The organism is Prochlorococcus sp. MIT 1318 (genome assembly GCF_047304505.1).
Lineage (GTDB): Bacteria > Cyanobacteriota > Cyanobacteriia > PCC-6307 > Cyanobiaceae > Prochlorococcus > Prochlorococcus marinus_D.
The window spans coordinates 1,044,744-1,058,141 of record NZ_CP138958.1; the positions used below are offsets into that span (position 1 = coordinate 1,044,744).

11 protein-coding genes are annotated in these 13,398 nt (G+C 44.3%); 3 read left to right on the forward strand and 8 right to left on the reverse strand.

Annotated elements, in window-relative coordinates:
- Positions 1-712: 712 nt before the first annotated feature.
- The gene (locus tag SIB66_RS05180) at positions 713-2,011 is read right to left on the reverse strand and encodes a cytochrome P450 (RefSeq protein WP_063405878.1); all 1,299 of its coding nucleotides are present in this window, start codon (positions 2,009-2,011) and stop codon (positions 713-715) included.
- Between the two features lie 276 nt (positions 2,012-2,287).
- Positions 2,288-2,524 (reverse strand): hypothetical protein, encoded by a 237-nt coding sequence (locus SIB66_RS05185; protein WP_041384596.1) that lies wholly within the window; start codon positions 2,522-2,524, stop codon positions 2,288-2,290.
- Positions 2,525-3,841: 1,317 nt separating this feature from the next.
- Between SIB66_RS05185 and SIB66_RS05190 the strand changes: the two genes are divergently transcribed.
- Complete coding sequence (locus SIB66_RS05190) at positions 3,842-4,156, forward strand: hypothetical protein (protein ID WP_063405877.1); 315 nt, start codon at positions 3,842-3,844, stop codon at positions 4,154-4,156.
- Between the two features lie 48 nt (positions 4,157-4,204).
- Here SIB66_RS05190 and SIB66_RS05195 read toward each other — a convergent pair whose 3' ends face one another.
- Positions 4,205-4,393 (reverse strand): hypothetical protein, encoded by a 189-nt coding sequence (locus tag SIB66_RS05195; RefSeq protein ID WP_236070144.1) that lies wholly within the window; start codon positions 4,391-4,393, stop codon positions 4,205-4,207.
- Between the two features lie 223 nt (positions 4,394-4,616).
- Positions 4,617-5,090, reverse strand: a complete 474-nt coding sequence (locus SIB66_RS05200) for a cupin domain-containing protein (RefSeq protein WP_063405876.1) — start codon at positions 5,088-5,090, stop codon at positions 4,617-4,619.
- Between the two features lie 1,177 nt (positions 5,091-6,267).
- Here SIB66_RS05200 and SIB66_RS05205 point away from each other — a divergent pair.
- Positions 6,268-6,585, forward strand: coding sequence for a hypothetical protein (locus SIB66_RS05205; RefSeq protein ID WP_236070143.1), 318 nt, complete (start codon positions 6,268-6,270; stop codon positions 6,583-6,585).
- Positions 6,586-6,908: 323 nt separating this feature from the next.
- Here SIB66_RS05205 and SIB66_RS05210 read toward each other — a convergent pair whose 3' ends face one another.
- The 4 genes from SIB66_RS05210 to SIB66_RS05225 form a co-directional block, all read right to left on the reverse strand.
- Entirely contained in the window at positions 6,909-7,178 is a 270-nt protein-coding gene (locus SIB66_RS05210) for a hypothetical protein (protein ID WP_011130926.1), read from the reverse strand.
- Between the two features lie 917 nt (positions 7,179-8,095).
- A complete protein-coding gene (locus SIB66_RS05215) occupies positions 8,096-8,221 on the reverse strand; it encodes a hypothetical protein (RefSeq protein ID WP_413410270.1) in 126 nt (41 codons plus the stop codon).
- 189 nt (positions 8,222-8,410) lie between these two features.
- Complete coding sequence (locus tag SIB66_RS05220; RefSeq protein ID WP_081217970.1) at positions 8,411-8,524, reverse strand: chlorophyll a/b-binding protein; 114 nt, start codon at positions 8,522-8,524, stop codon at positions 8,411-8,413.
- Positions 8,525-9,251: 727 nt separating this feature from the next.
- Entirely contained in the window at positions 9,252-9,896 is a 645-nt protein-coding gene (locus SIB66_RS05225; RefSeq protein ID WP_063405874.1) for an SHOCT domain-containing protein, read from the reverse strand.
- A gap of 564 nt (positions 9,897-10,460) precedes the next feature.
- On the opposite strand from SIB66_RS05225, the gene SIB66_RS05230 reads away from it, so the two are divergent.
- Positions 10,461-13,271 (forward strand): FAD-dependent oxidoreductase, encoded by a 2,811-nt coding sequence (locus SIB66_RS05230; protein ID WP_236070141.1) that lies wholly within the window; start codon positions 10,461-10,463, stop codon positions 13,269-13,271.
- Positions 13,272-13,398 lie beyond the last annotated feature (127 nt).

Below are 13,398 nucleotides of genomic sequence, written 5' to 3' on the forward strand. Positions count from 1 at the left end.
AACCATTGCTTAATCGCTCAAAGGTTTGGAAGTAAAGATTTGTCTTGTCTTTGCTCAATGCTAACCCGATTTAAATTCAGGCTTCCGAGAAGTAGCAAAAGCTCTTAAATGCCTCAGGTTGTTATTTTGATATCAGGGGATTGATGATAGCTTCTTTGATCGACAAAAAGATGGCAAGTTATTGATATGATGCTCAGTGTTGTGAACTCAGTCAATCAGTTCGTTTCCCTTGATGATACCAGGAATAAAGAGATACGCTGTTTAAGGAATATTGGCACTGCCTTGACTTGTTAATATATAGTTTATTGATCTGTATTCGACTGATTTATTGACTTAGCTGTCTTTGCCTTAGTGGTATGCGACCATGAACAAAGGTGTGACGACACTTAATGCCTGAAAATGTTCCTACTGTTTGATTAACTGCTGCTGGAATCTGAGACAACACAAGGCATCCGAGTAAAATCACGACCCATTTTTGATAGGTGGTCAATGAGACAAAGCCTTTGCTTATCCTCTTTGGGAAGTTGGTTCTGTTGGTATTCATTGGTTGATATCTTGTGTTGGGAATTGCTTGTTGACAATGGGATTGCTAAGCCCTTTCCCAGAGGATAAGAAGCAATGTTATTGGTTTCATAGGTTTTTTGCTCAGTTTTGATCGGTTTAATTATGAACAGCAAAGAAGCAGTAAAACCAAGAAGAACTGCGTAGCTTTTTACAGAACCTTCGTTAGCAGCCCATCTCGGGGTGTAGGGCTAGGTAGCATTTGCAGAGTGAGGTCTTGATCAGGGATCAAGTGAAGTCGCAACTGGTGAAACAAGCCGACCACCATCAAACGTATCTCAAGTTCAGCTAGTGGTTTTCCTAGGCATACTCGCTCTCCCCCCCCAAAAGGCAGCAGGGTTGCTGAACAGCCATCATCTAGGTGGCGCTGGGGACGAAAGGCTTCCAGATCGCCAGCACCATGACGGTTAGAAGCTGCCAGGGCAACCTGTACCACACGGTTTTTTGGAACCTCCACCCCGTCGATTACCAAGGCGCATTTCGTGCGGCGAAAAAAACCTCCCACCGCTGGCGTGAGCCGCATCACCTCAGAAACGACAGCGTCTAGTTTTGGTGCGTTGACCTGGTCATAGGCAGTGGTGGCCTGCTCGGGTGCTGGAGGCCAGTCAAGTCCATCGATTTCCTCTCGCAGCCACGTTTCCACTTGCGGGTTGAGAAGGAGCTCCCGCATCAGACAGCTGAGCGAAGAAGCCGTGGTCTCGTAGCCCGCGAACAGAAGAAGCAGAAGCTGCTCCACCACGTCTTGGTCCGTTAAAGGAATACCTGCTTCATCGAGCCCTCCAGCCAGCAGATCAAGACCACCGTTGCCATTGGATGCTTTTAAAAGCACCTTCTGAAGCCTCTTCAACAACCGTTCCCGTGCCTTAAGCGCTTTGGCAAAAGAGCTACCGGGCAGAGCTATCGGTATTGAGAAGAGGGCTCTGGTCCAGATCTCGAAATCAACGAACAACTCATCGCGATCTGTACCCTCCAATCCCAGAACCGTAGAGGCGATCACTGAGAAGGCGAAACGACGCATTCTCTCTGCTAGAGGCAGAGCTGTTTTTGCAGCTTGCAGTTCGTCGGCAAGATCTTTCACCATGCTGATGATGCCAGCGCTGTAGCGCTGTAGTGCTGAGGCCGAGAACAGTTGGCCTATCACCCTTCGGCGTGCTCGATGGGAGGCTCCGTTGCGGTTAGCTAGCGAATGGCTGCCCAACAGCTGCCGAACACTCTCCGGCCACCAACCTTCTACTGCGTCGGGTTGAGCTAGCAGATCACGAATCGCTTGCCCGCCCTGAATGAACACCATTGGCTGTCCGAGCAGTGATGTTTCAAAAACATTCCCGTGACGCTTAAAGCGCTTTTGTGCGAAGGCTGGATCGCGAAAAAATGCAAACGCTTCAAGTACCCCACTCAGGGCAGCTGTATTGGGAAGAGGGCGAAGCTTGGCATCATCAGAACTTGCCATAACATTTGCTATCCAACAGCAAAGCTAATGGGGCGTTAGAGCGAACCTTACAGAATCGATGAAAAGTCCTGAAGCCAAACAGGGCCTCAATACTCTTCTATGTCTACACAACTAGTCTCAATGAAAAAAAAACAGCAAACCTTTGGCATGAAGAAGGGCACCCGCTTTGGATGCCCTCAAGTCCAGGTCTCATTTTCAGGGTGTCTGCATCCTCAGACTCCTCATTCAAATGGAACCAGGTTGGATTAGAGGCGCAGGAGGAATAACTGCTTCTTTTCAGTTGCCTCCATTGCAGAAGCGAACTGCCTCAGCATTGCTTCTGCCTGTGGCGATGGTTTCCTCTACGCAGCCGTTGAATACCTTGCTTTCTTGTTTGATGGAGCAGACACCCAGAGCAATTGCAGCAAGGGAGATTGCGGAGACAACGGTGGCGGTGATCTGAATGACGCCATAAGCAAGCATTGAGCTCTTTTTGCTGATGCAGTCCTTTTTGGTCGTGGTCTCTTCAGTCATGGATAAGGAAATGTCTGCAAATAGCCTATGAAGATCAATTGCTTCAATATGGGATACAGAAGGCAGTAATAACCACACTCATGGGCTTTTTAATCAGCATGGAGGCTTAGACGGCACCGCAAGACTCAACTTTTAACAAATCTCCTCACCTCATAGCATTGATCCATTGCTAGGCATCAACTACTAGTTTTCAACTGTATCTATGCCTCATATTATTTGTTTTTATCGATAGCTAGATTTCTGTTTGGATAGTTGGTTTGGTCACCCCTGGCAACCAGTTCCTCAAGGAGGTAGTTTTCATCAGGTGTTGTCTCCAGAGAAGCTGATTAGCATTGAGACACATATGTCAATGGTGCTTTGGCTGGATGTCAGGATCGATTCAAGGCAATAAGCTCGCTCTAATATGCCAAGCCTCAAAGGCATAAGCAAAGGATTGGCGGGTGGTTATAGGGCTTCTAACAAAACCTCTGCAACGTTAATAGTCTTTAGAGATTTATACGTTTTTGCTGAAAAGATTTTAGCTTTAGATATGCTAATGGAGAATTAGGGCGATGGATCAATTGCTAGAGGTGTCTCCCGGCGTAGTAGAAACAATTATGGCCTTAATGATAAGTGCTTGGATTTTCATATTGCTAATGCCGACCGATCACAATGAGCACTAGTGATTGGGGAGATTGTTTATTTAATGCAATTGTCATGGTCTTCACTTCATGATTGCTGATTGTTTTCTTTTGCCAGGCTTCTTTGTCTTGAATTGAACTGGCTGATGAGGCCTTGGGGTTAAGTAAGGCAGGGCCTTTTGCTTTTTTTTGCTCTGCTGGTTTGCTCGTGGTATCCGATTGGGTATACCTGGATTTATATTAATAGTGAGTTGTGTTTAGGATTAATCTTCTGGCTTGTGATAGAGATATCCTTCCCAATCAAATGACTGTTTACTGTCATTTGATTGGGAAGGCTCTGCAGTGATAATGGCATCTGAGCTGACAATTATCAGTTTAAACTTTGATGATGAAGTGGTTGGGAGCGAGGTATTGAAAGGCTAAGGGATTGAGGATTGGTTTGCAGATTGTGGTGACCACTCTCAGTATTACAAAAGTCTCAAAATAATTTGTTATTTGTGCTCAATGCTGACTTCGATAAAGTTTAGTCTTAAGCTCTTGGTCGATGGCGGTTCACATTTATTGCAGTTATTTATGTTCAACTCATCCTTCGGGGTTGTCAATTTTTCTTGGAAGTTATCTGGCTTTTCTGCAACACCTGAAGGGCTCGTCGTGAACCCTCCTATTCCGATTGCGTGGTGTTGAACATAAAGCTTGAATGACAGACACAACATGTGGCTACAGTTTGCTGATGGACCCTACGCCAACCACGAAGTTCATCACCTACTGCGCTGAGCAAGAATTTGGAGAAGATGCTGAAGTTACAAGAGTGAGAGACGAACAAGGCAGAGCACCTTGCAGGGACAACAAGTACCTCATCGTTAGTGCTCAGAAAAACTTCTATGAGTTCAAAGGGCTGGTCAACATCAATGGCATCACATTCGGATTCAAGGCCAAAACATTCAAAGCTCAGCAGCCCGAGTGGGCGTTCACGCCAGAAGCCCTTCTTAAAGAGCGCAAGAGCTCCACATAGGTTCCCCTAGGCAACAATGGTGGAATGGAACAAGGGGATCTCGAGCCTTTAGCCACCGTTGCAAAAGCGAGTCGCTCTGGGGAGATCGTATTGCTTGTAACTGTGCATCTCAATAATGCAGTAAACCCTGAGAATTGCCTCAGTGGCAACTGGAACTTGGGTTATGGCGAGCAGGGCCAAGGCTAGTCCTGTTCCTGGGGCATGGATGTTTGCGGTAAACCAAGGCTTTTTTGTCACGGAAGAGCTGTGCGGTTAGAGATGCTTAAAGATCAAGCAACTCTGCCTCATAGATTGGCTTTGCGCTTATCCAATTTTTAAATGCTGGGTGATGTGGCGGTGGTAAACCTTCAGCTGCGCTTCCAACACGCAAACCTTGGAGGTGCTAGAGAGATGCCCATAAGTGGAATTACCGCTTAATTTTTAGCCTTCAGGCATCGGCGCTTTGGTGCATATGGCAGCATCAAATCAGCTCACGAAGGGCTTCCTCAGGCCAGCATTGCTTGGGAATGTCTCGAAGCATTTTGAAGTCTTCGAAGTCAAAACCTGGACCAACACAGCAGCTCACCAAGGTATAGGAACCTTGGCTGCAAGCAGCTTGCCAAAATCCTGCGGGGATCATTTGCATTGGCTGTGCTGCATCCAGAGTCAATCTGACTATTTCATTGCTATTTGGATCTAGTCGCCAAAGAGAGAGCGGTGCTCCCTGAAGGTGAATCCAGATTTCATCTGCACCATCAACGCAATGCCAACAACTTTTATCATCCTTGCCTAAGAGAAAAAAGATCCCTGTGATGGCATTGCGTTGATGACCATCACTTCGTTTTACTGTTAGATCACTTCGGATGACTTCCCGGTACCAGCCTCCCTCGGGATGTGGGGATAACTGGAATTGCTCAATGAGCCTCAAGATGCTGCTGTCTTTCAATGGATCCAAGAGATTTTTTGCATGCCCTCAGAGTAGTCAGAGTGTTCTTGGTGGGAGGAGGTGTAGGCATTTTTATTTCTTTGCGTCAGTCATTTCACTTGTCTCAATAAGAATGAGGGTGTTGGCCTTGTGGTGAAGGAAATTCATGCTTAGGGAATCAGTTTGATGTTAGGAACCTTTGCCGTAGAGTTGATTGATAATGATGAGAAGAATTTGCTGAAGAGAACTGGCTCACGAGCACTTGTGCGATGAATAACGGTAAAGATGCACATTCAGAATTCAGTAATGACATGAATAAGGAATCCTTCAGAAGGTTTTGCATTGGCAAGGGTGATCGTGTAGCATTTGAACAGTCGGAAATTTATGATGACTGATCAAAAGCGCGATGCGGAGTCGCCCTTGGCAAGATTCATTAATTGGATCAAAGGAGTAATGGGAGGTATGGGAGCTGCAGTTGTGTCTGAGAAGAGTAAAAATGTACCCCCTAATATTGGCGCCCAACCATTTAAGGATAAGCCAAAGAAAGGAATTTTATGAACCGATGAGGAGACGGCAGCCCACTACTTACTACTAGAAGGCATGATCTTTTTCTTCTTTATGGGAACAGTTTCATCTTGAAAATCGACTAAAATGCTTTAAACTTTTAGCAATGCTTCTCAATATATATAGCCAGAGATTGCATGGTTGGTTTTTGATTGTTTTATCCATAAAGTCTATGGATTGCTAGTTAATACAGTTGTATGTGAGCATTGCAAAATAAATATTGATATACTCAGTTATGGATTGATTTTTATTTCCTTGAAATGCTCAAGTCAGGCTGGATAAGATTAGTTAGTCATTAGAGGCTAACAAGTTGGTCAGGACTTCTTGTCACGCTTGATGCACAAGATCAGAAGTTGTGCAAGTCTCACACAGGGTTGATTAGAGACTCAAGTTGGATGACTTCAAATGGCGGATTCTTTTCTCATCTTCTACGGAGGAGATCTTGACGGAGTCACACTCGACCACTTTAGAGAATCATTCCAGCAAACACTTCTTTTTCATAGTTTCTAAGGGAGAGGCTGCTAGGAGAATTGGGTGTAGGGGGTATGGTGCGCCTTAGCCTCGTAGAGAAAAGCCTTGGCTTTCCCCCCTCTCAGTTTCTGGTTAGGGCTTTTGCTCATTGCGATTGGCGTATGCGTGGGCATTGAGTTTCAGGTTCGGGTTGATTCAGATTCAGATGAGTAGATACCACTGCCCTTTCTGCTCAAGTCGCTACCAGATTCATCAGCAACGTGCAGATGGTGTGATGGTCTGCGGCCAATGTGGAGACCCTTTAGTCAAGGTCCCATTCATTAGGCCGACTCAGATCGTTGGCTTAGTAGCCGCTGCAGCATTCATTGCACCCTTGCTGTTGATGGTATTTGTGTTCATTCAAGACGAGCAACGCCCTGAGCTCAAGCGTCCTTTATCGACAATGGCAGCGGTGCCTTCTCCTGTAGATATTTGTTCTTGGCTTAGTTGAATCCTTGTACGATGTCTTGTTTTTAATGTGCATGCAAAAATTTAACTGGCTTTGTGGCCATTGCCGGTCTTGCGCACTTTGAAAAGCAAACAACATTAATTAGGCTTTTTCTGCCTTTAAATGTCACCTGCTTGCTGCAAAGGTGTTCTTTCTGGTTCTATTTCTCTGCATTGTCCATGTCTTAGCGAATGGATCATTCCCCATCAGAATTCAGTTTTAAAGTTGTATGGGATGAAGTTGTATCAATCTCAGAACGTCAGCAGTGAGCAGCTGCGTCAGCTTGGTTGGCCTGCGCAGTTACCTCCAGGTTAAGTGGAAAAGGGCTAGAGCTCATACTCCTGCTCAAAACGCTCCAGTAGCCCCTTGTAGAGGGCCAGGGTCCCCTCTGTCTCCTCGCAGAAGCCCTTCAAGACATAGCTCTCTGAGAGGTGAGAGGCTGCGGCGTTGATCTGCTCAAAGCCGGATAAATATTCACCTTGTGTCTCTTCATCGGCAATGTCGTAGATCATTGCCATCACCAGCTCCACCTTTCTTTGAGCCGCTGCGATCTCGGCTTCCATGTCCTTGCTGAGTTTGCGGCGCTTCCTCGGCATCTCTTCCTCTAGATCCAGAAAAGAGATTAAGGGAATGGCCGTTTTCAAGAGGAACCTCTTTGCTCAGAGGTTGGTTCTCATAGCGCTTGATGCTGATCTAGAGATCAACCAGTGCTTAAAAGCCCAAAAATTTAATTTTGCTCTGGATCAGAGCTGCCTGCAATCAGCATTAAGACTGATTGCCATCAATGGCTGACAAGGCCACAGTATGTACATCGAACACGGAGGCGCCTAATTGGACGACACGCCACCTGAGTACGCAGCAGAAGCAAGCTGACTTCTGGCCCCTGCTCCAACAGTCTCAAAAAATCGTGGGCTAATCGTCTGGTGCGACAAAGTCTATTTGTGCGTCAAACCAGTCGAGCCTCCTCTGCATCGTCCTAGGTGCCCTTAAAGGAGTTTTGATAGCCACACACCTGGACAAATGGCCCCAGGTGCCAATCCTCAGAAGCTTCGCTTAATCACTCAAAGACATTAAAAACCGACCCCCCTTCTAGAGTGGGTCGGTTTTTTTATGCATAAAGCAAGCTTTTGTCTTATGCCATGACTTTGAAAGTGGCTCAAATGTGAATTGCAATGGCCGCTACTTTTGTTAACCACTCATTTAAATTGGATTCAAACTCTGCATGTGGATAGATTGCTCTACTAATTTAGTTTTGGGATGAAGTGCTTGCAAAAGCTGATCACTAATTTGGACGATCAACACCATGATTCGTGTCTTCTAGCAACTTGTTTTGTTCACATGCATTGGGTAAAATATTGCAAAGGTCTACTTTCATATCTCGACTCTGAGTTGCTCGTTGCTCCTCTTCTTCATAAGTGCGTTGGCAAGTATCTGCAAATTTGCAAAGAGTTTGATTGAAGTTGGAGGTAGTAGAGGGCTACAAGCTGTGGAGTCATACAGCCCAGTTGAGGATTTATGCGAGCGCAAAGCCAGTTAAAAGGCCAATCGCCCAGCGCAGCCAGTGCTCTGGTAGCTGCTCAATCGCAAGTGTTGCTGAAGATTCTAGTGCGACACTTCTGTCTAAAGCAATTAGATCCATCAATCAGTCCTACTAGTGATACTCCTTGTGTGGATTTGGTATGCGTTCAAACCCTTAGAGTTAGTTGCGCTCCTGTTGATTCACTGCGAATGAATCCAGTGACATTCACTTATCGCTTGATCAACGCATCGGTTGGGCTTGGTCTTCTTGTTCAGATGGTACAGCGCTAAAACAACTCAGCGAGCATTGCTAGGAGGAGGTTAATTGCAACTTGATGACTTCAATCACCACAAGTGATGCGAGGCTCGCCATTGCAAATCTCCCGTGCATGATCTCGACTTGGCTCAATCGGGCGAAAGTCATGATGGAAAACCCTCCTAACGATCAAAGAGAAGAGCCGTCGGTGCAGAAAGGCTGCGGCTTATCTCTATTACATCAAGACAGGTCTCTCAATCTGGGTCAATAGGTCAATGCACTGAACAACTCGTTTGATCGGTCGTTGATCTAGATCAGAAATGCATTAAAGGTATCCAACACCAATGTGCTTGAGCTAGATCTGGCTTGCAAGCTTGATTTCATTCGACTCAGCCGATTTCTTCTTGGAAGATTGCGGATTGCGTATATCCAGCAATTAAAAAACGGGGGTCTGCAGAGGTAATGTACTCTTAACTCGTTAATTACTAGTCTTTTGATATAGTCAACCAATGCCAAGGCTAACTAGAATTCGAATGAGATCCAAGTCGCTTTCTTGCTTGATGAGTTCCAGTGTATAGAGAGCTTTGAGAAAGGAACAGAGACGAATCAACTCAGAGCTGGAAAATGTGATTAAAGTTAGCCAGTCAATTTCGGTGATAAATCTAGAGTCTGTTGAATGTTAGACGAAGAAGGGTATCCCAGAAAGGATATATTCTTGGCTTTAAATGTTTGCAGAAGATGAGTAGGTATTTTCAGTAATCTCTGATAGGATTTGGTATAATTGATTCCATTATTCTATAATTAAAAAAATTAAATTATTTGCAGTCGAGCTAGACTTATGAAAGAAAATCATCAATTCTTGGTTATTTATTTGGCTATAATTGTATAGTAAGATCTATTTGATTCTTAGTGCCTTTTCTTTCGAGATCTCATATTCTTCTTTGCTGATCAAGCCTTGTTCATATAGCCGCTTTAGCTCTTCCAGCTTTTCAAAAGGCCGCTTGGCTCCAGTTGCAAAGAGCCACCATCGCACTAAATATTTTTCCGACCGCTCTGGTAAAAACGTTTCTGCTTTCTCATTCTTTGGCATTTTGGTTTTGGTGATAGCGTCGCCGTGAACCCAGTCTTTTACATTTAGATTTGGACGAAGCATTGATGGATTCCACGGTCTACGCAGCTTTCCTTTAGTAATTCCATTTCGCATGAGAATTAGCGTTGCTTCACGTTTGGCTTGACGGATTCCCGCTTTGTACAGGAATGGTCCAGCAACATATGTAGTTAAATAGAAGACTACTTTCCATTCTTCTGAGGAAGGCCCTTGGCCTGAGACTCCGAAAGTATTCATACATGCTCCAATTATTATGCATATAAGTGCTGTTCCTGCAATCCCATAAATTATTGGGGTGATAGATCTTCTAGATATGGCGTAATATATCTGGACAAGAGGAACCCAAGCAGAAGATAATGCATAACCCCAGCCAGTGTCCTGTTGACGTTTTCTGAAAGCTAGGATTTGTTTGGCTGAGATTGGATGGACCATTTAGCCTGACCAAGAACTATTTAATAGCACAAAATCTTTATTGTCTTTCTGCATAGTGAAGTAACTCAAGAATAGTAGAGCAGGCAGTAGTTGCTGAATTGCAGTTACTGTTATTCATAAGCGTGTAACTTGTTTTAACTCTTTGCTCAATTGTTTGCTGATCACTCCTGAGCCCTTTAGCTAGCCAATAAGTTTTTGGCCGCAAGCAGATATGCAAGTAAACTACTGCTGAGAAATTGAAATCAACTTTCTTGCATATTTAGTCTATCCGCGCAGTCTTGGATGATATTTGCATCAATACATTCCCTCATCCAGTAGTTGCTAAAAATTCGCCGTCTTCAGGGTTGATTAGCATCTCAACTTCTGAAGCTAGAACAAAATAAAGACCTTGATTGACCTCTCATGCGTTTTATAGCGCGCAGTAATAAGTGATTTTGTGAGAGGGGTTGGATTTTATGCATCTGTTGCTTGCAAGCTGCATGCAACGTTTTGCGCTTGTAGCCTGAATGTTGCATGAAATAGTGAGATAATTGACTTGGCTTGTGTATCCCTTGGCTAATGCACGTGCTTGACCGCGATATTTTGTTGCCCTCTTATGATGTCTTAGTAGTTGGCGCTGGGATTGGTGGACTAACTGCAGCGGCACTACTTGCTAAGCGTGGTTACAGAGTTTTGGTGGTAGAGCAGCATTATCTCCCTGGTGGATGCGCGAGCATCTTTCGCCGTCAAGGGTTTACATTTGATGTAGGAGCTTCTCTCTTTTTTGGGTTTGGAGAAAAAGGCTACAACCCACATCAATTTGTGATGAATGAGTTGGAGGAAGACATTACTCTTGTGCCGATGGATGAAACCTTCACTATCCATCTAGATCAGCAAACCAAAGTCTCCATGTATACACAACGTGAAAGATTTTGGGCAGAAATGTGTTCTTGTTTTCCACACCAATCAGCAGAAATCAAAGCATTACTAAGTGAATTTGAATCTTTTTATCATGAGTCATTGGATAGCTATGGTGGTCAGTTTTTTGCGCCAGCGGAAACGCCACCGCAACATGGCATCAATTTGATGTTTACGCGACCTTTTTATTTGGGAAGGTTGCTTAATTATTTGCTTTCAACTCAAGAGCAACTATTTCGACGCTTCACACGTGATCCGCAGATTCTCAAACTATTTACGCTTTTAAATCAAAATATGACCACTTGTGGATTGGATCAGACTCCTGCCATCGCGGGCCCAATGATCCACGTGGAATCTTACACAGGTGGTTGTTATTATGCTCAAGGTTCACCACAGATGCTGGCGAATAAGCTAGAAAAAGCTATTCATAAATATGGTGGGCAAATATTATATCGCAATCGCATTGATGAAATCTTAATTGAGAAGGGGAAGGCGGTTGGCTGTCAGCTTCAAAGTGGTCTTAAAATTAAAGCTCATACAGTAATCTCAAACACAACGATCTGGAATCTCTATGGTAAGTTGATCGATCCCCAGTGTATTTCCCGCAGAAAAAGAAAGTGGGCAAAGAAATTTAGACCAAGTTATAGTGTATTTGGTGTTTATCTCGGGGTTAAAGCAGAAGCTGTCCCTCAGACGATGAAACCTACCCAGATTTTACCTTATGGGGTCGATGGTTCTTCAAGTTATCTGACCGTCTATGTCACGTCGATGTTGGATCCCGAAGCTTCTCCGCCAGGGACCCATACACTCTGCATATTTTTACCGGAAGCTACTCCAGAGATCACACAACCAACAGATGGCAAAGATAATTATCATACTCGTACATATCGAGATCAAAAGCAGAAAAAAGCATCCGCAATTATTGATTACTTAGAAAAGAATTATTTCCCAGAACTTAGAAAACATATCTTGGTTCAGGAAATAGCTACCCCACAGACGATTCAGCGCTATACCCTTAAAAGTCATGGCTCTATTGGTGGACCACAGGTGAATATGAGTCAAAGCTATATGAGTCGGCTGGCCGCTCGCAGTGATTGGCAAGGACTTTATTGTGTAGGCGATTCCACCAGTCAAGGGATCGGCGTAGTGTCTGTGACTGTGTCCGCAATCAGTGCAGTCAATGCCATTTTAAAGGATCTTCGTCAACCTCAATATCTGCCATTAAAGCATTATCCTAAAAATTATGTGCATTTTGCTAAAGCCTCTCTAGCTCAAGAACAACACTCTGCAGATTTGATTCCTGACCATCAGATGATAAAAACTGTGGAAGTAGAGCCTCGAGCTTGTCTATCTCCCCGCTGCGTTCGTGCTGGTCCAGATAACACTCACCAAGCCCATATCGCACGTCTTGTCGAAGCAGGCAATTGGCTCGGAGCTGCCCAGTCCTTACGTGCCATTAATCCACTTTCAGAAATAACCTCGTACCTTTCGCATTCAGACGATTTTTGTGCTCCTTCTTGTTCGCAATCGTTATGCCCTGATGCTTCTATTCCCATTAAGTCATTAAATCGCTATGTATGTGAGAAAGTCCCCAATTACACGCCAGAGGTAGCTCCGGATAATGGTAAGCGGATTTCTATTGTTGGGGCGGGAGCAGCTGGCCTAACATGTGCACACTATTTGGCGCAGTTAGGCTACCAAGTAGACATCTACGAGAAAAATAGCGCATCAGCTGGAATGTTGAGTTGGGTTACTCTGACGTCAAGGACTCCATATTCTGTATTGACACGTGAAATAGAAAATCTATTATTGCCTTCTATTCATATTTACTTTGATCAAGCTTTAGGTGAACACATCACAATTGCTCAGCTAAAACTTCAATATCATGCAATATTTTTAGCCTGTGGTCTAGGTGAGAAGCGAGTCCAGCCCAATGATATTGATCATGCTTTTAATTTGATTCATGGCCTGATGTTTTTAGAAGAGTTTACTCATGAGCCAGCTATTGTTAGAGATAAGACCTTGACAATAGTCGGTGCTACCTACCTTGCCACTGATATCGCAAGGTTGGCAATTCAAAACGGTGCAAGCAAGGTTTACCTTGTAGATGAACAGGCTCAGCTTCAATCGATAGCTCAGGCCAAGCGTTTAAAGGAAATGAAAGCACTTGGAATTCAGATCCATTCCAGAATAGATTCAATCGCCTTATCGCAACTCTGCAGTTCTTCTCATCAGGTGATTATGGCAGGTTTTGAGCAACAGCGTATTGAGTCTCAATTAAGGGACCATCTAAGCACAAGCCTTATGGTTGACATTGACGCCTTGGTTGACTTAGAGACGCTACAGGTTCATGGTCAGTTCAATGTATTCGCCGGTGGAGATATCATTAGAGGCTCCAGTAGCATTCAAGAAGCAATTAAAGATGGTCGCAAGGCAGCAATAGGAATCAATCATGCCTTAATAAAGAATCACTCTTGATACTCCGAGAAACGATTTCATGCTTGGGCTCATAGCATTATTGAAAATGGAGTAACTTGGATAGTCTAATCAACATGAACGGATGCTTCAGCTTGAATAACTCTTTACGATCTATGCAAGCATATTT

Excerpts from the sequence above, each read along its gene's own strand:
- SIB66_RS05210 (WP_011130926.1), bottom strand. The coding sequence starts at position 7,178 with ATGCCGAGGAAGCGCCGCAAACTCAGCAAGGACATGGAAGCCGAGATC.
- SIB66_RS05190 (WP_063405877.1), top strand. The coding sequence starts at position 3,842 with ATGACAGACACAACATGTGGCTACAGTTTGCTGATGGACCCTACGCCA.
- SIB66_RS05185 (WP_041384596.1), bottom strand. The coding sequence starts at position 2,524 with ATGACTGAAGAGACCACGACCAAAAAGGACTGCATCAGCAAAAAGAGC.
- SIB66_RS05180 (WP_063405878.1), bottom strand. The coding sequence starts at position 2,011 with ATGGCAAGTTCTGATGATGCCAAGCTTCGCCCTCTTCCCAATACAGCT.
- SIB66_RS05220 (WP_081217970.1), bottom strand. The coding sequence starts at position 8,524 with ATGACTTTCGCCCGATTGAGCCAAGTCGAGATCATGCACGGGAGATTT.
- SIB66_RS05225 (WP_063405874.1), bottom strand. The coding sequence starts at position 9,896 with ATGGTCCATCCAATCTCAGCCAAACAAATCCTAGCTTTCAGAAAACGT.
- SIB66_RS05215 (WP_413410270.1), bottom strand. The coding sequence starts at position 8,221 with ATGGATCTAATTGCTTTAGACAGAAGTGTCGCACTAGAATCTTCAGCA.